General features: G+C 53.9%; 20 protein-coding genes and 3 pseudogenes. 5 read left to right on the forward strand and 18 right to left on the reverse strand.

Features of this window, described 5'->3' with window-relative positions:
* Window positions 1-337: 337 nt before the first annotated feature.
* From OA238_RS27720 to OA238_RS31110, 11 genes are all read right to left on the reverse strand, one after another.
* Window positions 338-1,048, reverse strand: a complete 711-nt coding sequence (locus tag OA238_RS27720) for an RraA family protein (protein ID WP_015497740.1) — start codon at window positions 1,046-1,048, stop codon at window positions 338-340.
* Window positions 1,045-1,740: an alpha/beta fold hydrolase gene (locus OA238_RS27725; RefSeq protein ID WP_015496008.1), complete on the reverse strand. Its 696-nt coding sequence runs from the start codon at window positions 1,738-1,740 to the stop codon at window positions 1,045-1,047. The genes OA238_RS27720 and OA238_RS27725 overlap by 4 nt, the downstream gene beginning before the upstream one ends.
* Window positions 1,737-2,858: a cobalamin-independent methionine synthase II family protein gene (locus tag OA238_RS27730; protein ID WP_015496009.1), complete on the reverse strand. Its 1,122-nt coding sequence runs from the start codon at window positions 2,856-2,858 to the stop codon at window positions 1,737-1,739. Before OA238_RS27730 ends, OA238_RS27725 begins: the two co-directional genes overlap by 4 nt.
* A 3-nt stretch (window positions 2,859-2,861) precedes the next feature.
* Window positions 2,862-3,839 carry a cupin domain-containing protein gene (locus OA238_RS27735; RefSeq protein WP_015496010.1) on the reverse strand — a complete coding sequence of 326 codons (978 nt, stop codon included), beginning with the start codon at window positions 3,837-3,839 and terminating at the stop codon, window positions 2,862-2,864.
* Window positions 3,836-4,825: a nuclear transport factor 2 family protein gene (locus tag OA238_RS27740; protein ID WP_015496011.1), complete on the reverse strand. Its 990-nt coding sequence runs from the start codon at window positions 4,823-4,825 to the stop codon at window positions 3,836-3,838. Before OA238_RS27740 ends, OA238_RS27735 begins: the two co-directional genes overlap by 4 nt.
* The gene (locus OA238_RS27745; protein WP_015496012.1) at window positions 4,822-5,841 is read right to left on the reverse strand and encodes a LacI family DNA-binding transcriptional regulator; all 1,020 of its coding nucleotides are present in this window, start codon (window positions 5,839-5,841) and stop codon (window positions 4,822-4,824) included. Before OA238_RS27745 ends, OA238_RS27740 begins: the two co-directional genes overlap by 4 nt.
* Complete coding sequence (locus tag OA238_RS27750) at window positions 5,841-6,605, reverse strand: SDR family NAD(P)-dependent oxidoreductase (RefSeq protein ID WP_015496013.1); 765 nt, start codon at window positions 6,603-6,605, stop codon at window positions 5,841-5,843. The genes OA238_RS27745 and OA238_RS27750 overlap by 1 nt, the downstream gene beginning before the upstream one ends.
* Window positions 6,602-7,627 (reverse strand): ester cyclase, encoded by a 1,026-nt coding sequence (locus OA238_RS27755; RefSeq protein WP_015496014.1) that lies wholly within the window; start codon window positions 7,625-7,627, stop codon window positions 6,602-6,604. Before OA238_RS27755 ends, OA238_RS27750 begins: the two co-directional genes overlap by 4 nt.
* On the reverse strand, window positions 7,624-8,934 hold the full coding sequence (gene hisD, locus OA238_RS27760) for a histidinol dehydrogenase (RefSeq protein ID WP_015496015.1): 1,311 nt from the start codon (window positions 8,932-8,934) through the stop codon (window positions 7,624-7,626). Before hisD ends, OA238_RS27755 begins: the two co-directional genes overlap by 4 nt.
* On the reverse strand, window positions 8,931-9,992 hold the full coding sequence (locus OA238_RS27765) for an ABC transporter ATP-binding protein (RefSeq protein WP_044039146.1): 1,062 nt from the start codon (window positions 9,990-9,992) through the stop codon (window positions 8,931-8,933). The genes hisD and OA238_RS27765 overlap by 4 nt, the downstream gene beginning before the upstream one ends.
* Window positions 9,993-10,265: 273 nt before the next feature.
* On the reverse strand, window positions 10,266-10,511 hold the full coding sequence (locus tag OA238_RS31110; RefSeq protein ID WP_420806506.1) for a DDE-type integrase/transposase/recombinase: 246 nt from the start codon (window positions 10,509-10,511) through the stop codon (window positions 10,266-10,268).
* On the opposite strand from OA238_RS31110, the pseudogene OA238_RS27775 reads away from it, so the two are divergent.
* Window positions 10,510-11,487, forward strand: a pseudogene (locus OA238_RS27775) (IS5 family transposase). The gene OA238_RS31110 and the pseudogene OA238_RS27775 sit on opposite strands and share 2 nt — an antisense overlap.
* Before the next feature lie 76 nt (window positions 11,488-11,563).
* Here the strand turns inward: OA238_RS27775 and OA238_RS27780 are convergent.
* From OA238_RS27780 to OA238_RS27800, 5 genes are all read right to left on the reverse strand, one after another.
* Window positions 11,564-12,571 (reverse strand): nuclear transport factor 2 family protein, encoded by a 1,008-nt coding sequence (locus OA238_RS27780; protein ID WP_015497743.1) that lies wholly within the window; start codon window positions 12,569-12,571, stop codon window positions 11,564-11,566.
* Window positions 12,568-13,713: a nuclear transport factor 2 family protein gene (locus OA238_RS27785; protein ID WP_015497744.1), complete on the reverse strand. Its 1,146-nt coding sequence runs from the start codon at window positions 13,711-13,713 to the stop codon at window positions 12,568-12,570. The genes OA238_RS27780 and OA238_RS27785 overlap by 4 nt, the downstream gene beginning before the upstream one ends.
* A 159-nt stretch (window positions 13,714-13,872) precedes the next feature.
* Window positions 13,873-14,754, reverse strand: a complete 882-nt coding sequence (locus tag OA238_RS27790; protein WP_044039148.1) for a carbohydrate ABC transporter permease — start codon at window positions 14,752-14,754, stop codon at window positions 13,873-13,875.
* Between the two features lie 7 nt (window positions 14,755-14,761).
* Entirely contained in the window at window positions 14,762-15,790 is a 1,029-nt protein-coding gene (locus OA238_RS27795) for a carbohydrate ABC transporter permease (RefSeq protein WP_044039150.1), read from the reverse strand.
* A gap of 91 nt (window positions 15,791-15,881) precedes the next feature.
* Window positions 15,882-17,117 (reverse strand): ABC transporter substrate-binding protein, encoded by a 1,236-nt coding sequence (locus tag OA238_RS27800; protein WP_051076677.1) that lies wholly within the window; start codon window positions 17,115-17,117, stop codon window positions 15,882-15,884.
* 375 nt (window positions 17,118-17,492) lie between these two features.
* On the opposite strand from OA238_RS27800, the pseudogene OA238_RS27805 reads away from it, so the two are divergent.
* Window positions 17,493-18,523: pseudogene (locus OA238_RS27805) on the forward strand (ABC transporter ATP-binding protein).
* Window positions 18,524-18,555: 32 nt separating this feature from the next.
* Window positions 18,556-19,041, forward strand: a complete 486-nt coding sequence (locus tag OA238_RS27810; RefSeq protein ID WP_015497748.1) for an ester cyclase — start codon at window positions 18,556-18,558, stop codon at window positions 19,039-19,041.
* Window positions 19,042-19,380: 339 nt separating this feature from the next.
* Here the strand turns inward: OA238_RS27810 and OA238_RS27815 are convergent, their stop codons facing one another.
* Window positions 19,381-20,436 carry an IS5 family transposase gene (locus OA238_RS27815; protein ID WP_015497749.1) on the reverse strand — a complete coding sequence of 352 codons (1,056 nt, stop codon included), beginning with the start codon at window positions 20,434-20,436 and terminating at the stop codon, window positions 19,381-19,383.
* Window positions 20,437-20,607: 171 nt separating this feature from the next.
* A pseudogene (locus tag OA238_RS27820) lies at window positions 20,608-21,003 on the reverse strand (IS6 family transposase); the annotation flags it as partial.
* Window positions 21,004-21,067: 64 nt separating this feature from the next.
* On the opposite strand from OA238_RS27820, the gene OA238_RS27825 reads away from it, so the two are divergent.
* Together OA238_RS27825 and OA238_RS27830 are read left to right on the forward strand one after the other, a co-directional pair.
* Complete coding sequence (locus tag OA238_RS27825; RefSeq protein ID WP_015497751.1) at window positions 21,068-22,048, forward strand: IS5 family transposase; 981 nt, start codon at window positions 21,068-21,070, stop codon at window positions 22,046-22,048.
* Window positions 22,049-22,265: 217 nt separating this feature from the next.
* Entirely contained in the window at window positions 22,266-22,883 is a 618-nt protein-coding gene (locus OA238_RS27830; RefSeq protein ID WP_015497752.1) for a hypothetical protein, read from the forward strand.
* The last annotated feature ends 254 nt before the right edge of the window (window positions 22,884-23,137 follow it).

Here is a 23,137-nt window from a genome sequence, read left to right on the forward strand (position 1 = left end):
CCCGACCCGTTATGTTTGCCCAAAAAGCATTGCCCCATTACGAACAGACGGGAAAGCCCAAAAACTTTGCGACAGAACCACACTCGACGCGGCATTCCTCGCCACGCCCGAACGCTTCGTACACAAACCACCAAAACCGCCTCAAATCCCGACCGCCGTCTGGATCAACCCACCAAAACCAACCGAAGAAACCCAAGCCTAAAGTCCAAAAGCCACTGTCTCAAAGTCGTTGACACGTTCCGCTTTTGCCCAGCCATACGCGTAGCTTCACGCAAAACTGCAAGTGATGGAATTTAAAACATCCGCGAATTCCATTGCTCGCTATCTTTAGATCAGATCAGGTCCGTGATTTTTCAAACGCGCTCCATGCACGCTCGAATGTCGCGAAATCGAAACCGAGCTGTCGCGCTGGCTCAAGGATTAGGTTCTCGGTCTCTTGCATCTTTTGGATTGAAGTGGCCAAGTTGCCCAAAACATCGGGCGGGATTACAACTGCACCGTGACGGTCGGCATGGATCAGATCACCTTGCCCCACAGTCATGCCAAAGATCGTCACTGGCGAGCCGATCTCTTTGACATGCACAAACCCGTGGCTGGGACCAATTGACCCTGCCACCACGGGAAAACCCTCTGCCATATCGCCCAAATCGCGCATCACACCATTGGTCAGCGCGCCTGACATGCCGAACCCTTTGTGGATGGTGGTATTCACCTCGCCCCAATAGGCGCCGATTGCGTGGGGATAGTCGATATCTTCGACCACGGCGACTGATGGTTTGGGCCCTTCCGACATAGCCTTGTAATATGCCATACGCCGCGCACAGATCACATCTGGTGCCTCTGTCGGTGGTGCGACAGCCGCAATTTTGGCAGTCACGGCGTAGCCCACCATCGCGCCGCCATTTGGATCAGAACACAACATCGTGCCACGGGTAAAGGCGTCAAACCCGCGCTTGCCTTGGGCCACCTCAATCGCGTTGCATACGGTCGGTGTATCGACGGAGCGTAGCAGCGCCAGCAATGTATCGTCCACAATCATATCCATCATTCCTCCATCCAACGGATCAGTGCCGCTGTTGTCTTTCTGGGCTGCTCGAGAGTCGGCAGGTGCCCCGCATCTTCGATAATCTCTAACGAAGCATCCGAGATTAGCTCCTGCATCAATTCATGCCGCGCCACAGGGCATAATGCATCATGCCGGCCGCATAGGATCAGCGTGCGCACTGTCACGCTGCGCAATGTGTCCGATTGATCAGGGCGGTCACGCAATGCCACGGACTGGCGTATAAATGCATCTGCCCCAAGAGCCAGTGCCATATCCATACATAAATCTAGGATCGCGGCGCGATGGGGACCATCAGTCAAGTAATTTGGCTTCATTTCGTCACGTATTACATGGGCAAGTTGTCCTGTCTGTGCCTTGGCGATTTGCGGGGCACGGCGGGCTTTAACAGCATCCAACTCAGCCAGCGGATTGGTGTCCATCAAGGCTAGCTTTACCACGCGGCTCGGAGATTGGCGCATGATCTCCATCGCGATGATACCGCCCATCGACAGTCCCGCCAGCGCAAACTCCGGTGGAGCATCTGCCAGTACATCTGCTGCTAGTCCCACGATCGAATCATGGCCCGAAATCTCGCTGACGGTAACCTGACCACGCTGAGACAAAGCCGCTATTTGGGGTCCAAACAACCGTGCGTCGCACATCATACCCGGCAATAAAACCAGAGGCAGCGTCATGACGCCAGTGCTGCGCCGTCCGACAATGCCTTGAGCTTGGCAAAGGCGATGTCGGGGTCGACTGCGCCGAATCCTGCAAAGGTGCCAAAGCCACAATCGCTGCCTGCAATCACGCGGTCATGGCCAACCAGCGGCGTAAAGCGGTCGATCCGCTGGGCCACCAGTTCGGGATGTTCGACAAAATTTGTAGTCGTATCCACAACACCCGGCACCAGAATCTTATCCTCGGGGATGTCGTTTTTGCGATCGCGGAAAACAGTCCATTCATGGCCATGACGCGGATTAGATGTCTCGAACAAAAGATAGCGCGCTTTGGCGGACATAAGCGTGTCGAACATCGTGGCCATGGGCACGTCACAGACGTGCGGGCCTTCGTAATTCCCCCAGCAAATGTGGATGCGCACCTTGTCTTGCGGAATGTCAGCCAGCGCATGATTGAGCGCCTCGACATGCATATTTGCAATTTTCACAAATTCCGCATCGCTCAGATCATTAAACAGCATGTGCCGCGACAGGGCCAGATCGGGGCAATCAAGCTGCAAGTCCAGACCCGAGGCTACGATAGTTTCATATTCCGTCTTCATCGCATCGGCCAAAGCAGCCAGATAAGCCTCCCGAGTTTTGTAGAAATCGTTTTGCAAAAACAGACTGATCACACCAGGGGAAGCCGCGTTCATGAATCCGCGCTCCGCGCCGTGTTCGGCCATCGCCGCCTTAAGGTTTGCGATGTCTTTTTCCAACTCGCCTTGGCCTTTTGATGTCACCTCTCCGACACACATGGGACGCGCATATTGCGGTGTGCCGCCCTCATCGGCCAGCCGTTTCAGGAAACCTGGAAATTGCTTCAGGTCCGCGGGCGCATTGCGCGGGCTGTCGCCGCCAAACCCTGTGTAGCGGTCTTTGACATATGTTGCATAGCTGATCTTGGAGGTTTCACCGTCTGACACGATCCCGACGCCCGCCGCGATCTGTTTGGCGACTGTGTCGGACACGGCCTTGGTCATGGCAGCGTCGAATGCATCTGCGTCATAAGGCGTTTCGTTCTCGCGGGCAAAGATGAAATCAACCACCTCTTGGACGCGGGGCAATGATCCAACGTGGGTTGTAAGAATTGTCATGGTCTATCCTTTCCAAGTGGTGCCGGCTCCGTCGGAAGTGGCGACGATATGGAACAACGAGGCCTCGCCCGTCATTGATGGCAGGACGCTATGCATCACGCCTTCCGGAACTGACATCGTGTCACCGGGGTTCAAGACGACGTTATGGGCCGTGCCTTCGGTTTCCCACGTCACGGTCCAATGGCCATGCATGGGCATCAGAACGCTGGGGATGTCGTGTTTGTGCATGTCCGCCGTGGCAGATCCGCGTGTGACCAGATGCACCTCAAACCCGGGTTTGTCGGGCAGCATCGCCTTTTCACCAATCACCAGCGCAGGTTTACGGTCACCCAAGGCGACCATATCCCAGTATCGCGCCACATGACGCGGTACGACATCACCGGTTGTGGGTTCGGGATAGGCTTTCAGTTCTGCCTCCGTCAACACAGGCATGGGCGTTATGCCATCGGGCAAGGCTTGTCCCTTTTTGATATCATAAAGCTTGCCGTTTGCGCCCAGAACAAGACCATGGTCGGCCGCATCCTGGATCACTTCAGGTGCCCAGATGACACCACCACCTGCATCATCGCCGCCCAGCACGGCCATGATCATGCCGTAGTCGGTGCCGATATTTTCAAACCCGCGAAAGATGCCTGTGGGGATATTGATGATGTCGCCTTCTTCCAACACAACCTCGCCTGCGGTGCCATAACGTCCCCAGAAAAACCGCCAGCGGCCCGAAAGAACAAAGAACACTTCCGCGGTGCGGTGCGAATGCAAGGAATTGCGGCATTTAGGCGGCTGGCCCGCAGCCCCGATGTTGAACCCATGCGGAATGCTGATATGCACATGCTGATCGGTGCTTTCCGACACGCCACCACCAATAATAGTAAAGTTTTCTTTTCGATCAGACCCCGGCGTATGCGCATCGATAAAGGCAGTTTTGCAAGGTATCAGCTCGCCATAGCGGACGATGCGGTCGTTCATTTCGTTTAGGGTCATAGTGCACCAGTGTGCAAGAGGATCTGTTTCCAGATCGCGGTTTCATCAAAGATCACGAATTCACGGCGTAGTTTTGCCTGCGTTCCGGAGATCGCGCCAAATTCCGCGTGTGAAACCCCCATGATATGGACCTCGGCACCGGTAGGTTTGCCGAAACCGCCCCAGCCGGAATGTTTACCTTGCAGGCTCCAGCGCACAGCGGCACGCGGTGGCAGTGTCGGATCATCGCGGCCAATCACATGATGCAGCGTGAATCCGGCATCGGGAAACGCCGCTCGCAACCCCATCCAGAACCGTTCTGCATCATCCCAGCCGTGGCCCGTGACACCACCCGGCAATTCCAACTGGCACGCACGATCATAGTTAGCGGAGATCGCGGCCATATCTGCCCCCATGATCTGGGTCAGCAGATCGGCATAACGCGCGCCCCATTCATTGTCATTGCCGCGTCCGTTGTAGGGGCCCGCGATATCGATAGCAGGGGTGAACGGCTTGACCGCCGCATCAGGTCCACCCTCGTTTGCGATCAGATCCCGGGCGTAATCCATAGGATCCCAACCCATCTGGCGCACAATCGCCCCTTGGTCACGGATCAACCATTCGTCGTTGATTTGATCATTGATTGCGTGACAATCAGCGATGATGCGGTAGCCCAGCTTTTTCCCTGTCGCCTTGCCATACACCCCGTCGCCCAGATGTGTGGCTGTCGAATAAATGCGGTGCGAAGACAGCATCCCCTCCTCGGGCGTCCCAGACCAGATCACATCCTCGCCCAAGAGCGTGCGGTCGGGGAATTCTGCCAGCGTTGCCATCGTGGCCCCAATGACATTTTCGTTGCCGACCACGACAGACGACGGCGAACGGACAACAAGATCGGGGGTGTAATAATGATGCAGGGTCGCGATCCCACGCTCTTCCCAGATCTCTTTTGTGATCCCCAAAATATAGTCGGGAAAATCTTCAAACCGGTTCGAAAAACCTTTCACTGCGTCCATCCTTTTGGAATGTGGGCCGATCCGCGCAGGATCAAGGGCCCTTCAATTTCGATTTTCTGCGAGGGGCGCGAGGCATCTCCGATTTGCCCTAACAACGTGTCTACTGTCGCCTCGATCATACGATTCAAGGGTTGCCGAAGGGTTGTCAAATCATAGGCGGCCCATGCGGCCAGTGGCACATCATCATAGCCGACAACCGACACGTCTTTGGGGATCGACAAGCCCAGTTCCGTGCGCAGCGTGTCCATCACGGCAAAGGCCATATGATCGTTGCCCACAAATATCGCGTCCGGCGCATCAGCGCGGGCCATCAAATCGCGGGTGGCTTGGGCGGCGATGGCTTGGTCAAAATGGCCGTCGATAATGGCGGTTGGGGACATGTCATAAGCCACCAGCCCTTCTATGAATCCACGTCTACGGTCGCGTCCTGTGGACGACCCGTTCCAGCCTGCGATGTGGGCGATCCGTTTGTGGCCACCAGCAACAAGAAACGTCGCTATCTGCGCACCACCCGCCACATTAGCCGAGGTAATAGAGGATATGCCGCCTCCATCTTGCCCACGATTGAACATCACGATGGGGATGCCAGCATCCGCACAGCGGCGGGTCAGATCGTTGGTCATTCCGACGCTGGCCGTGATGATCCCTGCGACCTGATAGTCCATTAAATCATGCACGACCTGCTCAACCGCCTCTTCGTCGTTCGGGGCCATAAAGATCAGCACGTGATAGCCTTGGGTTTTCAACGCATTGGACAAACGTTCCAGCGCGAGTGGGTAGAACTGATTGTCGAGATAGGCGACAACAAGACCGATAATCTTACTTTTGCCCGTAATCATTGCCCGTGCGAGGGGGTTAGGGCGATAGCCTAAATGCTCCGCCGCTTTGCGCACCTTGCTGACAGTCAACGCAGAGGCAGAGGCCCCCGAAAACACACGGCTGACCGCAGATTGACTGACGCCCGCGCGCTGCGCCACGTGCAATGATGTAACCTTGTTTTTGTGCATCAGTCTGCCGTCCAACCTCCATCGATCAACAGGCTGCTTCCCGTCATCAACGCCGATGCGTCGGATGCCAGAAATACAACTGGTCCCATCAAATCCTCAACCTCGCCAACGCGGCCCAGTTTGATCATCTTTTCGATCCATGCGCGGCGTTCTGGAATGGCGAGGGTTTGTGCGGCCAAAGGGGTACGGATGAAGGTTGGACAAAGTGTGTTCACACGAATGCCGTGCGCGCCCCATTCAATTGCCATCGATTTTGTCATGCCTTCGATCGCATGTTTTGTGGCGCAATACACTGCGCGATCTACGCCACCGACATGGCCCATTTGGGACGAGATATTAATCAAGCTGCCGGATTTACCCGCCGCAATTAGCCCTGCTGCAACATTGCGCGTCAAGAAATAGGCAGCTCGCACATTTACGTCCATCACGGTGTCATAATCTTCAGGCGTGGTTTGCATGGCGGGACTGTGACGGGCCAAACCTGCAGAGTTTACCAAAATATCAAACGGGCCTTGGTCGTCGAGCGCTGCCTTGGTAGCGTCAATATCGGTGATATCAAGCTGTAAGGCCTGCGCAGATAAACCAGCTGCTGTCATTTCGGTGGTCACGGCTTGTAACGCTTCTAGGCCGCGGGCCACCAACACCACATCCGCGCCTGCTTGCCCCAAGGCAACGGCGCCGGCCAATCCGATACCTGAACTCGCCCCTGTGACCAAGGCGCGTTTGTCATCGAGGCGAAACGACGGAGTTTGCGGTAAAGTCATTGGAACTGGCTTTCAGGTAATGTGATCGGTCCCAGATTGCGAGCCTTGTTGAATTCTCGCATACGGCCAAGCACATCCACACCCAGTTGTGCATAGATATCAATCAAATCAATCAACACCCAGTTTTCGCGGATCAGCCCGTCCTCTGTGCGCCAGAAATCAAGCGATCGCATCAGGATTTCGCGTCCTGCGGGGGCCAGCCCCATCCAATCTCCTTCGCTGACAGTCAAACGCATATTGGGCCAGCCGGTTTCACAAACATAGTCGCCTTGGGCAAACCAATGCGACATCAGATCACCCATGGCGTCCAGTTTGCGGTCAGGCATCGCCTTAAGGAACGGGATCTGGTGCCAATTGCGGAACCCTGCGATCCCGCGCCCGGTGCCGATGCCCGCAGGCCCGTACCAGTTGCTGCGCGGGTGCCAAAATTTTTCCAAATTCATCACTACAGGATTGGGATTTGCAGGGTATTTGCAAAGGTCAGTCAGCATTGCAATCACATGGGCCATTGTCGCAGTGCCATCCCCATCCGCGACCAAACCGTCTTGGGTCATGGGCGCAGGGGTCGCGAGGAACTTGCCAAGCTGGGGGGCAAGCGGCCATGCGTTCGCCTGCATCATCAGTTCTGGAATATCCCATATGATCTGTGCTTGGGTGACGCGCCCGTCCTCGATCTGGAAAAATTCGTGATAGCGCATATGCACCAGATGGCCTGTGGGCGGAATATCCAACCATTGGCGCAGCATCGTGCCCATATAGTTGCCCATACAGCCGACCCAAACCTCACCCTCGGGCGTGGTGTTGGTCAGCGTGATCATATCGCGCCGTTCTAGGTCGGGGATCGCATCCAATAGAGGGGCATAGATCCGGTCAAACACATCTACACCCGCGGTATCTCCAATCGGCGCACACATGTGGATGACAGCATCTGGTGCTATGACGTTCAACGCGGCACGCACGCTGCCTGCTGTTGCGGTTGCCAGCGCCTTTTGCAGTGGCATCAATGCGGCGTGAATGGTCATTCTGCAGATGCCCCATAGGCTATGTTTTTTCCGCCATAACGTCGCACGCGGACATTACATTGCTCAGCGTGGCCAACAAACCCTTCAAGCATACAAAGACGCGAACCGTATTCGCCGATAGTCGTCGCTGCCTCGTCGCTAGTGATGCGCTGGTAACTGTGAGTTTTCAGGAACTTGCCCACCCACAAGCCACCGGTATACCGCCCCGCTTTTTTGGTGGGCAACGTGTGGTTCGTACCAATTACCTTGTCGCCATTCGCGACATTGGTGCGAGGCCCGAGGAACAAGGCACCATAGCTGTGCATGTTGTCCAAGAACCAATCGTCGCGGTCGGTCATGATTTGCACGTGTTCGTAAGCCATATCATTGGCGACTTGCAGCATTTCATCGTGTGTATCGCAGAGTATCACCTCACCATAGTCCTGCCAGCTGACAGAAGCTGTCTCGCGGGTTGGCAGGATTTGCAGCAGGCGGTCAATCTCAGCCAGTGTGTCTTGGGCCAGTTTGCGGCTGGTCGTGATCAGACAGGCGGGAGAATTGTACCCATGCTCGGCTTGCCCAAGCAGATCAGTCGCGCAAAGTTCCGCATCGACGGTATCATCCGCGATCACCATCGTTTCTGTTGGTCCAGCAAAAAGGTCAATCCCCACACGGCCATAAAGCTGGCGCTTGGCCTCGGCCACGAACGCATTTCCCGGACCCACAAGCATATGCACGGGATCAATCGTCTCGGTCCCAATGGCCATCGCACCCACGGCTTGCATGCCGCCAAGCACGTAAATCTCGTGGGCGCCACCCAATTGCATGGCCGCGACAATCGCAGGATGGGGTGCGCCATTCATCGGCGGGGCAGAAGCAACGATGCGCGGCACGCCCGCCACCGTCGCGGTCAATACGGACATATGCGCAGAGGCCACCATGGGAAATTTTCCTCCCGGAACATAGCATCCAACCGATTGCACAGGGATGTTTTTATGCCCCAAAATCACACCGGGCAGGGTTTCGACTTCGATGTCCGTCATACTGGCGCGTTGGGCCTCTGCGAAGGTTCTGATCTGGGTCTGGGCGAACCTGATGTCCTCCATGTCCCTTGCGCTGACCTTTTGCATAGCAGCTTCAATCTCGGAGGGGGTCAGACGGAAATTGGCGGGCTCGTAGTTGTCAAACTTAGCCGATAGTTCACGGATCGCCGCATCGCCGCGCGTTTCAATGTCGCGCAGCGTCGTTTCAACGACCTTACGGACATTCGCGTCGTCCTCTGCACGCTCGGCTTCGGGTTTTCCTAATTTCAGATGGGTGATTGTCATGTCAGTCCACCTCGGAGATTAAGACGCTCGCCAGTTGTGCTGTGGAAAAGATGGCACATATCGCTGGGCACGGATGCGGCAAAATCGGCGCCGATCTCGGCGCGAAAATCCTTGTGTGCCTTGACCGATACCAATGCTCCACCAGATTTGACCGTGACCATCGTGGCATCGCCCAATAGCTCCAACGAATAGATGGGCGCCTGCACTTGCCCCGCCGTCTCAGCCCGTGCATCTTCGGCCCGAAAGCCAAGGGTTGCAGGGCCGTCAGGTCCAGTAAGTCCGCTGATTTCGACATTGGGTGCAGTGAACGTACCGCCTTGCAACGTTCCTTCAATGAGGTTCATCGCAGGGCTGCCGATGAAGCTCGCGACAAAGGCATTGGTGGGACGGTCATAGATTTCGGTGGGCGTGCCGACCTGCTGGACCACGCCTTTGTTCATCACGACAACTCGGTCGGCCAGGGTCATCGCCTCGATTTGATCATGGGTCACATAGATGGTTGTGACCTTCAATTCGTGGCTCAGATTTTTGATCTGTGCACGAGTCGAAACACGCAGCTTTGCATCCAGATTGGACAGTGGTTCGTCCATCAAAAACACATTGGGCTCGCGCACAATCGCGCGGGCCAAAGCGACACGCTGGCGCTGCCCGCCCGAAAGTTCGGCGGGGCGGCGGTTTAGGAATTCATCTAGTTCAACCATCGCGCTGGCGCGGCGCACACGGGCGTCATGTTCCTCTTTGGGAATGCGGCGCACCTTGAGTGGGAAGCGAATATTTTCATAAACATTCATGTTCGGGTAAAGTGCATAGCTTTGGAAAACCATCGCCACATCACGGTCCTTTGGGTCAAGGTCGTTGACGCGCTTGCCATCGATCAGAATGTCACCCCCCGATGCCTCCTCAAGCCCTGCGATCATACGCATGGTCGTCGTCTTGCCACAGCCAGACGGACCAAGCAGCACCAGAAACTCGCGGTCTGCGATGGTCAAATTAAAATCGGCAACACCGACAAATTCACCCCATTTTTTCGATATATTACGGAGCTCAACTTCCGCCATAGCACAATTCCTTGCATACGTGTGCACTCATTCAGAGCAGCATTTTACAGTACTTACAACTCCTTTTTATATACAAAATATTAATTTATTAAATTGTAGAAAAGGCTTGCATTATTGGTTATTTTGGAGATTAAATTGCTTACGTATTCAGGCGAGTTCTGATTCGCCAGATCATCAATCCGACTTTGGTCGGCAACCAAAATCAATGGTCTCCTACATGGTTCTGTCGCAGTTTTCAGCGCACGACGGAATGACCGATAATTTTGGTCACAACTATCCAGCGAGTGCCGCGAACTGTTGAAATGCGGATTGACCAGAGAGGCCGAATTGCCGTTTTCGTATCATGTGCGCGACTTCAATGCCTTCCAATGTGGCCGAGGCTGAGCTGAAGGATTTGAACCCCTTCATTTGCCGTGTCAGCTTCTTGATGAACCGATAATCCTGCTCGATAGCCTTGTTGTACGGAGCGCCACTCGGCTGATATTGGTCACGGCTTATTCTCTTGAGAATGCTATAAATGCCGCACAAGTTCAACGCTGATCGCCGTGACAAAATTCTGAAGCAAAAGCAGCGGGTAACCAACTGGTCTGAATACAACGAGGGTCTTCGGCGGCGTGGGGATCTGACGGTCTGGATCAGCGAGGACGCGCTTGCGCTGTGGACGGCTCCACGTCGAACAACCCCTGGTGGTCAGCCATATTACTCTGATCTGGCTATCGAGCCTTGCCTGACACTGGGCATGGCTGTCAAGCAACCGCTGCGGCAGCCTCAAGGCCTGATGCGCTCAATCGCGACGCTGCTGGGAGTGGAGATTGCAGTGCCTGATTTCTCCACGTTGTCGCGCCGGGGCAATGGGCTGACGTTGCGCCCAAAGCCGAAATCCAAGAGTGACAAACCAGTGCAACTGGTCGTGGACAGCACCGGAATCAAAATATTTGGTGAGGGCGGCTGGCTAGAGGAGAAGCATAAAGCCACTGCGAAACGCAAGACTTGGAGCAAGTTACACCTTGGTCTCGATCTTGTTAGCGGTTAGATCGTCTGCTCTGATCTAACCACGGATGACATTGGAGATCCGACTGCTCTGCCGGGTTTTTTGGATCAAGTCTACGGCCCAGTTGACCTGTTTCTGGCGGACGGTGCGTACGACTGCAAACCTACATCTGATTTGCTTGCGGCTCGGCTTGGGTCGATGATCGAGGTCATAATTCCGCCTCCCAAGAAAGCAGTATTCAATCCGAACGCCGCGCAGCATCCAACTTCACGCGACCGCCATATCGCCGAGATTGAAAGCAAGGGGCGCATAGCATGGCAGAAGTCATCGGGCTACAATCAGCGGAGCCGAGGCGAAACCCTAATGGGCCGCTGGAAGACAGTTATCGGGTCAAAGCTCAAGGCGCACACCTTCAACAATCAGAAAACAGAAGCCAATATTGGCGTCCGGGTGCTCAACCGGATGACCGAACTTGGTCGTCCTGATTTCGAACGCACCGCCTGAAATCCGTCTCGGGTAGGGCGCGTTCCGCGTTCAAGTTGATCTGTGCAACACGGCCGTTTTGCATCCTGAAGATCTGTCATAGCCGAGGGTACTCTCGCAACCGGGCCAAAACATCCAAACCCTGCATCTTGAGAAAGTGCAGGATGTCGATGAATATCCAGTTTTCGGTAAGTTTGTTACCCTCGCGGCGATACAAATCAACTATGCGCATATCCGCTTCGCGGTCCGACGCGGGCAGGCCCATGTAGCCGCCAGAGTTTTTCACAGTCAGGCTAGGATAGCCGAAGAACCCGCCGAAGTTGCCTTCTCCGATACGGCACTGGTGGCCGTTGTGGCGCACATACTCCAGACCTTCTTCGAACGGTTGGCTGTGACCGCGCTGATAGCCCCTGTAAAACGCACTGGCGCCAATCCCCGCGGGACCGAACCAGCACATATCAGATGTCCAGAACTTTGCCATGTGATCGCCGGGCGATTCAACACCACCTCCGACCAGATCGCTGACCATCGCGTTGATCAGATCCAGGGTCGCGCGTCCTTCAGCAGGATCGTGTACGTCAGTCAGTAACCCGTCGTGGGTCCGCGGCCCAGGTGACAGGATTGAAGCACCGGTTTGTGGTGGCAGCGGCTGATAGCCTGCCTGATTGAGAAGCCCCAGCACATCAAGATAGGTTGCGGTTTCAGCAATTCGACCGTCTTCAACCCGGTGAAATTCAACATAACGCAAGAACGCGATTCTGTTGCTAGGGCCAAGTCCAAGCCACGGAGTTTCCCACAGACCCATTAGGTGGCCCATCTCGACTACCCAGGTTGTGGCGAAATCGTCGACCCAGTTCTGGCCGGCCATGAAGATGTCGGGCCGCCGCTGAAGCGGCCCCATAGCACGTTTCAGTGGGCCCCAGAATTTGGTAGCAACCGCGTCCGACCCTTCCAGAGCGTCGAAAGGATGCATCCCGCGCCAGTGATAGCTCGGTGCAACACGTACGGCCATTGCCCCGGCCACATCTTCCACGCCCGCCGCGTCGATAGCGGTGTTATGGGCGCGAACAATAGCTTTTTCGGCCTGAAAGTCCTGGGCTGTCACACACGCACCTTTTCGATTTGCATCATAAGATCCAGTTCGTTGAAGATCTGGAATTCATTCACGATCTTTTCGTCCTTGACCTGCCATTCGGTGATGCCCCAGATCTGGCAGGGGCGCTGTGTCGGGGTGCGGTAGAGGTCGCCGCCGGTATGGGTGCCGTCCGCGCTCCACCGGGTCGAGATCAGCCAACCATCGATTTCGTTGCCCATCCAGTAGACCTCATCAACCTGAAGCTCGAGGTCAGGGAAAGCGGCTCGGATTTTGGAAACATAGTCGCCATAGGCGGTGCGCCCATTGAAGCGGCGGTTGGTCGTGCCCTCGAACTTCACGTCTTCGGCATAGTCAGTATCAATGACGGCTTTGTCGTCGTTCCAGACCGACAGGTGAACCCGACGGGCAAAAGCATCAGGATCGAAACTTGTCACCGGTTCAGTTTCGGAGATGGGGCGTTCGGGCGCGACTCCTGTACGCAGGGCTGCCCAGACCTCTGGCGTGCGGGGCCAGCCCGAAGGGGGGGTTTTCGATAGGCGGGCAGCCTCATCCCACAAATCAAGCCCAAGCTGCTGGATCATCGCCGAAGTGTTGTACAGCACATGTTCAAGATAGATGTCATTGGCCTTGACCACGCAGTTGGCCGCACAGGGGACGTCGATCCTGGCGTTGGTTGCAGGGCCGTAGCTGCTGGGACCAGTGTTGGTGCCGATGATGCGCACCCGATGCGAGGTGTGAAAGCCGATTTTGTCGTCGCCAGCCCAGATCATTTCGTCAGCGTCTAGGATAATGTCGGGGAAGGCATCTGTCGTGTGGTGGGTGTCGCCGATGATTTTAGCATTGCCGCGCTGCAAGCCGTAATCGTCAAAGACCAAGCTATCTGGCGCATAGGTATCGGCGATGTATTCCACTCCATCTTTACCCGTCTCCCAGATTCGGTGGGTGATGCGTACAATATAATCTACAATGTTGCTATATTCAGGATCAAAGCCTGCCATTGATTGCTTAGGACCGAATTCAGCAGGGATACGGACGCTACGGCCGTTGGTGTAGGGTTGTAGCGCGATGGAGAGGTCCGTGGGCATGTGAATGCGGGCCAACGGCTTTGCTGGATGGTGTGAGGCGCGGTTTTGGATGTCGTTAAAACTCATGTCATCTCCTTTTAGCTTATGAGCGCAGGTTGCGCGGTGATATTAAACAAGTCCACGACGACCCCTGCGATTGCGGATACCGGGCTATCGAGGAAATTCGTTGTGCTCAGTTTTGTCCAGTCGATGGTGCGCCGTCGACAGGACATGGACTGGAATCAGTTACCCTTTGACAGCACCAGAAGTCAGGCCGCTGACTATTTGGCGCTGGAAGAACATCACAAGGAAAAATAATGGCACCATAGCGCTAACAACCGCAGCGACTGCGTACATCATGTTGCCCTGTTCGCGAACGGACCCCAGGAAACTGGCAATACGCGGCACCATCGTCTGGTTTTCTTGGCTCAGCAGCATCGAAGTCACGGCGAAATCGTTGTAGGCCAGCAAGAAGCTGAACAACCCTGTCGTGATTACACCTGGCCACATGACAGGAATGATAACATGGCGAAACGCTTGAAAGCGTGTGCAGCCGTCGACCATGGCGCTTTCGTCCAGATCCTTCGGGATGTTCAGGAAGAACGAATGCAGCATCCACAGCGTGAAGGGCTGATTAATCGCTGTCAAAACTACAATTGTCGTCGCGTGTCGCCCCCAAAGGTTCCACTCAAAAAACGGCAGCATATACCCCGAAACCAACGTGATATGGGGCATTGCACGAAACACCAGCGCCGCCATCAGCAGCCAGAAGGCATATTTGCGACCAGACCGGGCCAACGCATATCCACCCAACGTCCCAATGGTCAGCGAGATTATGACCGTGAAGAAGACCACAACCGCCGTGTTCATAAAATTGCGTGAGAAGTCGTTCACAATCCAGGCTCCGTAATAGCCTCCCCCTGTGAAGGCGGCACCGGTTTCCTCGATCGTGCGCACACCGGTTAGTGCGTTGCGCCAGTCAGCTTTCGAGAAAAAGTCTCCGTCAACCTTAAATGATCCCCAGACCGTCCAAAGGAACGGCCCTCCCGCAATGATAAGCCAGAGAACAACAAATCCAGTGGAGAAAATGATCAAACTTATCGAGCGTCGTTCTGATGCAGATGCCATAGTCTTCTCACATTACTTTACGGTTGAAGTCGCGCCAGGTGCGGATCAGCACCGGGATCAACAGGATGATCACACCGATGATCGTCATCACGGAAGTCGCGGCGGCAGATCCGAATAGTTTGGCGTCTCCATTGAGATCATTAAAGATGATCCACGATAGCGATGTGGCCTTGGCCGAAGCCGACAAACCGACGATGGGTTCGAATACCCGCAGCCCGTCCATCAGCTGCATCAGCGTGATGAACACTATCAGCGGCATCATGTAAGGGATTATGACATAGCGAATGCGCTGCCAGCGTGAGGCGCCGTCGATCTGCGCTGCCTCCATTGTATCTTTCGGGATTGTCTGAAGGCCGGCGTAGAAAACGATGAAACTGAACGGTGTGTTGTGCCAGATGCCATAGACAAACAAGGTGATCCAGGTCAGTGATTTCGATGCTTTCAGTGACAGGTTTGGATCATCGAACAAATTTTGAAGTGTCTTGCCGATGATCCCGTTAGCGTCGATCATCCAGAACAGGATCAGCGACCCAATAAGTGGCGTAACAATCATCGGTAAAAGTGACACGAAAATCGTCGGACCTTTCAGGAACGTGGGCAGTGTGTTCACGCCAAGTGCGACAGCAAGACCAAGTCCAAGAACAAAGGGTGTGACGACGAAAGTGTAGGTCAGTGTGAAGAGCAGCGCTTTATAAAAGGGCAAGTTCATCAACTTCACCCAGAATGAACCAAAGTTGTCAGACTCAGCCCAAGCTGCCTTGAGTTCATCAAGGGCCAAGTGTGAACGGTTTGTATAGGTTCCCAAGCCATTGAACCGCCCGAGAGGGTTCATAGCGCGCAGCTCTGCCGTGCTTTCCTGATCAACGACCAGAGTGATTTCACATTTGAATGGGCTGCAGGTTTCAACCTCGATCAAAGTCTGATCGTGTTCGATGTAAAATGACTGGATTGCCACCGACACGATAGGCAGAGCAATGCAAAGAATCATCGCGACAAGCGCGGGTAGAATGAACCATATGAATGTGCGGTGCGGCATGTGTCTTCTTTTTCTACGTCATGCATTACGCCATATGGCGTCTGCGTCAAGCTAGCGCGCGGGCCTCTATTAAGCCCCGCGCGCTGTTGCTTTACTTCAGGAAACCCTGCTGCTTGGCTGCGGAAGTATAGGCGGATTCGACGTCGGCCAGCGTCTTCTCTGCGGACTCGTTGCCCTGCAGAAAGTCAGGCAGTTCAGCATCGAAAGCCTGATGTAGTAAGCCCATATACGGGAGCATCGGATAGGGTTCGGCCCCGCCCGCAATGGTTGCAGCGACACCAGCAGCTACCGAGTTTGGAACATAGGCATCAGACAGCCAAACAGCCTTCTCGTTATTTTCCTTAACCATACCTTCGGAAATACCGTTAACCATCGCCACGAAAGTCGCTTCGGCGTCTTCATCTGAGATATTCTTAGCAATGGTGAAACCATCCCACCATAAGGTCGAAGCGGGGATGGCGCCGCCGCCAACGGTCGGCGCTGAAGCGAAGACCGTGTTTGATACCACTTCTTCAGACGCCCCCTTGTCGTCGATGACCTGGGCGGCGCTGTTGCCCCAAAATTGAGCAATGGCCAGATTTCCGGCTTGCCACATTGGCACTACGCTACCTGTGTCGTAGGTCAGGAAATCGGGGCTGGAATAGGCCATTAGCGAATTCAGCATGTTCAACGCTTTAATGCCGGCCTCGTTGTTAACTGTGGCTTCGGCTGTTCCCGGCTCGAAGAACTGACCGCCCGAGCCAAGATACATGTTCACAAATTCCTGGCCTAGGTTCCAGTCTGGCTTTGTCAGCATAGCGAAGGGATACTTCACCAAGCCTGCCTCTTGGATCGCCTTCGCTGCGGCAAGGACTTCTTCATAGGTTTTTGGGGTATCAAGGTTAACTTTTTCAAGCAGATCTTTGCGGACGAAAAGATGCTGGGCATTGGCCATGAAGGCGATCGCCATAATTTTACCGTCGATGGTTATTAGCTGGCTCTTATTCAGGTTTTGGCCGTGCTTCGCCACGAGGTCGTCCAGTGACCGAATCAGATTTTCGTTGATAAGTGGTACCATTGATTCGTTGGCCACAAGCACAGTGGTATATTGCGCTGGGTTAGCCGTGAGCGAGGCGACCGCTATCTCACGGTGCTTGGTCGTTTGGTTCCTAGTAACCTCAACCCCGTCACCTTCGCACTTTTCTGCCCAGTCAGCCACAGCCTGCAAGGCGGGAAAGTCGTTGGACAGGATACGTACGGAGCCTTTTTCGATGCCGCAGCCAGCATAGCTGGCCGTGGCCAATAATGTAGCGGTGGCACCAATTATAACAGTCTTGATTATATTCATTGGTTTTTCTCTCCTATGTTGAACGTTGATGCACGGGGCGGGGTCTGGTGCTCCACCTGTGTGGCATTTCGGGCCTGCTATCCCAATACGGGATATCGTAAGTGTCAGATCTAATCGTAGTTTAGTGCATACGTATGCGCTCTTACCCTTTTTACCGTGCTGTGGCAAGAAACTTCAAGCAAGTACACTATAAAAATATAAATATTTGTAGTCTAAACCAGTTTTAAAGGTTTTTTTGTTAATTTAGGCTTAAAAAATGGATATTCTCCGCTTATATCCCATTCAATCACTTAATCTCATAAGAATCCCCTTGCCAAACATAGATTTCTCCACCAAGAGAGTGACAACGTATGCATGAAGTTATGAGGCGATATCGTGGCTGAGATCCAGTTGAGAAACTTCTGCAAGCGATGGGGTAAATTCGTCGGGGTAGAAAATTTTAATCTGACAATCCCGGATCGAGGTTTTCTGGTGCTGTTGGGCCGTCAGTGTGTGGAATGACAACCACGATGCGCATGATCGCTGGTCTCAAGGAGGTCACGGAAGGAGAGGTCGTAATCGACAGAAAGGTGGTGAATAACCTCGTCCAGAAAGATCGTGATGTCGCCATGGTGTTCCAAAGCTACGCGCTTTACCCCAATCTCAACGTATATAAAAATATTCGCTTTCCGCTGAAAGTGCGCCGCCTTGATGCTGCCACTCACAATGCAAAAGTTCGCCCGGCCAGCGCAATGGTCGAACTTGACGACTTTCTGCACCGCAAACCTGCCAAACTATCTGGCGGTCAGCGCCAGCGTGTATCGCTGGCTCGGACGATCGTGCTCGAACCGAATCTATTTCTAATGGATAAAACTTTATCTAACCTCGATGCCAAGCTGCGGGTGCCGACACGTGCCCAGACCAAGAACCTTAGTTATGAGCTTAAGGTGACAAAAATTTATGTCACCCATGACAAGATCGTAGCCATGACTATGACTGATCGTGTTGTTGTGATGAACAAAGGCAAGATGGAGCAGGTCGGATCGCCAGCTTCATCGGCAGCCCGGCGATGAAGCTGGTTGAAGGACGGGTCGAGGCCAACATCTTTGTAGCGCACAGAGTCAGGGAAGAGGATGTCGGCTTGACGGACGGCCCTGTGACATTAGGTTTTCGGGCCGAAGATGCGCTGCTTTCTGCCGAACACGGTGAGATTTCAGCACCAATCTATTCGAACGAACTTCTTGGCGACGCCACCTTGGTAACAGTCCGGATCGCCAGCACGTTGGTTTCGGTTAAAGCCAAAAAGTCCTACCGCGCTGAGATCGGCGACCAGATCTATTTTGCCGCACCTAATTCGATTTGCCACTTTTTTTGACGCAAGGACTGGCACTAGGTTCACCGATGGTCAGCACACAATACGCGACTGAACTGATTAAATAAACATGTATGGAGATCTTAAATGACCAAATCCCCTTTAGAAATCGTTAAGGCCATGGAGCTGGCGCTTCAAAATGACGACAGAGACCTGTCCCCATATTTTCATGAGGACTTTCTGTGGTCTGCTAACTTTGGATGTGGAGAAAAACTTGGCTTGCAGAATTTCGAGCGCAACTGGATGGATCCCTTCCGCGCGGCGTTCGGCGATCGTGACTTCCGCACGGATCACTTCATGCAGGACGGGGACTGGGCTGCTTGTTTTGGCAATTGCCATGCCACCCATCGCGGAGAATTAATGGGAATTGCGCCGACAGGTAAGCGTATCACTATTCCCTATATAGATTTTTGGCGGATAGATGATGAGAAAATCGTTGAGAATCGCGTGAGCGTCGACTATGCTAGTGTCCTGAAACAACTGGGGCACGATGTTTTCAACGGCCAAGGCTGGGAAGCATATGACCGCGGTGACAGCGTTGCACCGTCTGATAAGGAAAGAGCGGGGTTATGACGACTTCCCATTTGAAATATAGTCACCCGCTTCTGAACCCGTTGAAGATGATGTCAAGGTTCTCGCCATTGTCGAGTCGACCCTCTCGGACATCGAGACGCGTGGCGATGCCGCGATCCGAGACTTATCCGCAAAGTACGACGAATACGCTCCGCCATGGTTTTTGCTGTCCACGTCCGAGATTGAAGCGTTGATGCAAAAAACTTTCGCCCAGCAAGGTAGAAGACATCCGTTTCGCCCAAACCCTAATCCGCCGAGGCGCAGTGGGCAAGCATGTCCAACATCGAAGTCGAAACAATGCCGGTTGTAATCCTTGGACATCGCAATATTCCCGTTCAGTCAGTGGGATGCTACGGTATAGCCGTGTTGCATGGATGTGGCGAAGTCCGAGATTGCCCTTACCCATAATTCAGGTCGTGCAACAGCCTCGTACTTGTCACGGCCAAGCCCGTTCATTTTGTTTAGAATGTTTGTCCCAATCCTGACTTCAGTTTTTTGGTTTGGAAAGTTCCGAGCTTTCAGTTTGGGGCCGATGACCATCTTCCAGCGGCCTATTTGTGCTTCGCCGCGGCTCCGGTGATTGTAGCCGCTGCTAACTTGCCATGCTAGGCGCCCTTTGTCGCGAATCTCCGCGATGTGTTTATCTCGGGGCGTTGGATCACGGGCAGCATCGAGGCTGAGAACGGCCGTGATCGGAGGCGGGATTACAATCTCTATCGCTTCACCAAAACGGTCCACAAGCAGATCGCTGGTAGGATCGCCATCATAGGCGCCATCCGCCAAAAAGCGGCTAACAGGAGCGTCAATCTGGTCGAGAAGTTCGGGCAAAGCAGTTGGATCGCCCACGTCGTCTTTTGTCAAATCGGAGCAAACGATATCTCCAGTTGTGAGATCCAGTCCAAGGTGCAGCTTGCGCCACGACTTACGTTTGGCCTTTTTTTTATGCTTATTCTGCAACCATTCGCCTTCACCAAATATCTTCAGACCCGTACTATCAACAACTAATTCGATTGGGCCGGCCCTTTGGGCTTTGGATTTTTCTGGTATGCTGAGCCCCGCACCTCTCCGCGAGAGGGTCGAGAAATCTGGAATGGGAACATCCAGTCCCATAAGCCGCGCCAAACTACCGACCAATCCTTGCGTCTGCCGCAAAGGTTGTTTGAAAGCCATACCTAGCGTCAGGCATACTGATATGGCCATATCAGAGTATGTGGGTTGGCCGCCTGGCGTCTGACGTTTATCGGCAAGCCACTTATCTGCAACCTCAGGGCTCAACCAAATTGTCACATCACCGCGCTGACGCAGGCCTTGATTGTACACTCGCCAGTTGGTGACCTTCTGTCGCTTCTTTTCAAACTTGTGGCGGCGGGAAGCGTTGAATTTGTGCGGCATCATTAATATCCAAGTCGTTTGCAAGCTGGGTGTTTAGCAGACCCGCTGGGGTCCCTGCAACAACGCCAAAGTAATGCATGCTCGGCTGACTGGAAAGGATATGAGCTGACGCATGTAGAAAGGTTCTGTCGCAAATTTTGGTGGCGTTTGAGTGCGGGCATCGCCCGGACATAATTATGCTGCGAGCGCCGCAAACTGCTGAAACGCGGTGAGACCGTTGGCATGGAGCTGCCCCTTTCGGATCATGTGCGCAGTCTCGATTCCAGCCAAGGTCGCCTCGGCAGAATGGAAGGCCTTGAAGCCTAGCATCGGCCCCGTGATCCTCTTTACGAAGCGATGATCCTGTTCGATGATGTTGTTGAGGTATTTGACCTGCAGGATCTTGATCGTGTTGCCGGAGCCCATGAACTTCAGAATTACATTGACGCTTTCCAGACCCGCCAGATTGGCGCCGCTCTTGTCGATGACAACACGGTCAGGCACGCCGTTCGTGCCAATCGCGCGCTTGAAGAATCGACGGGCTGCTGCCTTGTTGCGACGCTCAGACAGCATGAAATCAAGGGTTTTCCCGGCGTTGTTGCAGGGACCCCAGCGGGTCTGCTAGACACCCAGCTTGCAAACGACTTGGATATTAATGATGCCGCACAAATTCAACGCTTCCCGCCGCCACAAGTTTGAAAAGAAGCGACAGAAGGTCACCAACTGGCGAGTGTACAATCAAGGCCTGCGTCAGCGCGGTGATGTGACAATTTGGTTGAGCCCTGAGGTTGCAGATAAGTGGCTTGCCGACAAACGGCAGACGCCAGGCGGCCAACCGACATTCTCTGATATGGCCATATCAGTATGCCTGACGCTGGGTATGGTTTTCAAACAACCTTTGCGGCAGACGCAAGGATTGGTCGGTAGTTTGGCGCGGCTTATGGGACTGGATGTTCCCATTCCGGATTTCTCGACCCTCTCGCGGAGAGGTGCGGGGCTCAGCATACCAGAAAAATCCAAAGCCCAAAGGGCCGGCCCAATCGAATTAGTTGTTGATAGTACGGGTCTGAAGATATTTGGTGAAGGCGAATGGTTGCAGAATAAGCATAAAAAAAAGGCCAAACGTAAGTCGTGGCGCAAGCTGCACCTTGGACTGGATCTCACAACTGGAGATATCGTTTGCTCCGATTTGACAAAAGACGACGTGGGCGATCCAACTGCTTTGCCCGAACTTCTCGACCAGATTGACGCTCCTGTTAGCCGCTTTTTGGCGGATGGCGCCTATGATGGCGATCCTACCAGCGATCTGCTTGTGGACCGTTTTGGTGAAGCGATAGAGATTGTAATCCCGCCTCCGATCACGGCCGTTCTCAGCCTCGATGCTGCCCGTGATCCAACGCCCCGAGATAAACACATCGCGGAGATTCGCGACAAAGGGCGCCTAGCATGGCAAGTTAGCAGCGGCTACAATCACCGGAGCCGCGGCGAAGCACAAATAGGCCGCTGGAAGAGGGTCATCGGCCCCAAACTGAAAGCTCGGAACTTTCCAAACCAAAAAACTGAAGTCAGGATTGGGACAAACATTCTAAACAAAATGAACGGGCTTGGCCGTGACAAGTACGAGGCTGTTGCATGACCTGAATTATGGGTAAGGGCAATCTCGGACTTCGCCACATCCATGCAACACGGCTCATTACTTTGCTGTTTCGAGGTGGGGGCCTTTGTGCTATCGTATTAAAAAGAAACTAGTTGGTTTTAAATGTCTAGCTTTGGGGGTGCCCGCATCCTGATGCTGCGTGCCTAGTAGGGACAGAATTTCCTAAGGCATCCGAGACCAAGGGTTAGACGGCGACATGGGGGCGGTGAAATTGACGAAATCGAGAACGCTGGTCTGTATTCCCATTGTTCACAGTGAAGATGACATGGGGTCTGCATCCAATGCCTTGCGGCAGGCCTATATGCGCCAAAAGGGTCTTGAAGCCTGGGAACAAAGCCGGTTGGCGATCAAACATTTCTGGGCTGACATAGACTCGGCCTTTTCGGCCCTGGACGTCAATTTTCACCGAACGCGCATTTATCAGGATGGACTTCCGGTCTGTGGTTTCGAAGCGAAAATAGTTCGGGATCTGGCAGAAAGTCCAGCAGGCGGGATGAATTACAAGATTCTGGCTAGATTAATAGATATGGGAGCTAAGCTGGAAGGGACCGAGGACCTCAAACTTCTGCTCAAGGAACGTGACATGTTAATAAGTGGCAATTCCGATTCAGAAGGCAACGTAAATTCGGCGTCCGCATCGGTGAAGAGCAAACTGCTGGACACGCGGGATTACTTCATCGCCTCCCGCATAGACGCGACATTGCAGTCCGGAGAAATCGGGTTTCTGTTTTTGGGAGCGTTGCATAATGTCATCCCTAAGATTTCTGCCACGATTAAAATAGTGTCATTAGAAGAGTTTTCTCTGAGTAACTGATCTGTCGGGAGTATCCGAAACTTTGTGTATGAGGCTTAGCCCACGCGGTTTCGACGGGTCATCTATTGAACCGTTCTGGGTATAGGATAGCGAACTGATCGCGGGAATGAGTTATAGCCGAAAGTTGGTGACGGCCCGGATGAGCGGCATATCATGGCGTTGTTGACGCGCCGCAATTCTCATTGAGAAAAGTGTATAGGTTCACGTCTTTTGAGACTCATGCGGCATCGGCGAGGGTTCTGTCGCAAATTTTG

Origin of the sequence: Octadecabacter arcticus 238, from assembly GCF_000155735.2 — a bacterium.
Classification (GTDB): Bacteria; Pseudomonadota; Alphaproteobacteria; order Rhodobacterales; family Rhodobacteraceae; genus Octadecabacter; species Octadecabacter arcticus.

What these genes read in the sequence shown, in the direction of transcription:
- OA238_RS27720 (WP_015497740.1), bottom strand. Translation starts at nt 1,048, where the DNA reads ATGATGGATATGATTGTGGACGATACATTGCTGGCGCTGCTACGCTCC.
- OA238_RS27725 (WP_015496008.1), bottom strand. Translation starts at nt 1,740, where the DNA reads ATGACGCTGCCTCTGGTTTTATTGCCGGGTATGATGTGCGACGCACGG.
- OA238_RS27730 (WP_015496009.1), bottom strand. Translation starts at nt 2,858, where the DNA reads ATGACAATTCTTACAACCCACGTTGGATCATTGCCCCGCGTCCAAGAG.
- OA238_RS27735 (WP_015496010.1), bottom strand. Translation starts at nt 3,839, where the DNA reads ATGACCCTAAACGAAATGAACGACCGCATCGTCCGCTATGGCGAGCTG.
- OA238_RS27745 (WP_015496012.1), bottom strand. Translation starts at nt 5,841, where the DNA reads ATGCACAAAAACAAGGTTACATCATTGCACGTGGCGCAGCGCGCGGGC.
- OA238_RS27750 (WP_015496013.1), bottom strand. Translation starts at nt 6,605, where the DNA reads ATGACTTTACCGCAAACTCCGTCGTTTCGCCTCGATGACAAACGCGCC.
- OA238_RS27755 (WP_015496014.1), bottom strand. Translation starts at nt 7,627, where the DNA reads ATGACCATTCACGCCGCATTGATGCCACTGCAAAAGGCGCTGGCAACC.
- hisD (WP_015496015.1), bottom strand. Translation starts at nt 8,934, where the DNA reads ATGACAATCACCCATCTGAAATTAGGAAAACCCGAAGCCGAGCGTGCA.
- OA238_RS27765 (WP_044039146.1), bottom strand. Translation starts at nt 9,992, where the DNA reads ATGGCGGAAGTTGAGCTCCGTAATATATCGAAAAAATGGGGTGAATTT.
- OA238_RS27785 (WP_015497744.1), bottom strand. Translation starts at nt 13,713, where the DNA reads ATGAGTTTTAACGACATCCAAAACCGCGCCTCACACCATCCAGCAAAG.
- OA238_RS27790 (WP_044039148.1), bottom strand. Translation starts at nt 14,754, where the DNA reads ATGGCATCTGCATCAGAACGACGCTCGATAAGTTTGATCATTTTCTCC.
- OA238_RS27795 (WP_044039150.1), bottom strand. Translation starts at nt 15,790, where the DNA reads ATGCCGCACCGCACATTCATATGGTTCATTCTACCCGCGCTTGTCGCG.
- OA238_RS27800 (WP_051076677.1), bottom strand. Translation starts at nt 17,117, where the DNA reads ATGAATATAATCAAGACTGTTATAATTGGTGCCACCGCTACATTATTG.
- OA238_RS27810 (WP_015497748.1), top strand. Translation starts at nt 18,556, where the DNA reads ATGACCAAATCCCCTTTAGAAATCGTTAAGGCCATGGAGCTGGCGCTT.
- OA238_RS27815 (WP_015497749.1), bottom strand. Translation starts at nt 20,436, where the DNA reads ATGATGCCGCACAAATTCAACGCTTCCCGCCGCCACAAGTTTGAAAAG.
- OA238_RS27825 (WP_015497751.1), top strand. Translation starts at nt 21,068, where the DNA reads ATGATGCCGCACAAATTCAACGCTTCCCGCCGCCACAAGTTTGAAAAG.
- OA238_RS27830 (WP_015497752.1), top strand. Translation starts at nt 22,266, where the DNA reads ATGGGGGCGGTGAAATTGACGAAATCGAGAACGCTGGTCTGTATTCCC.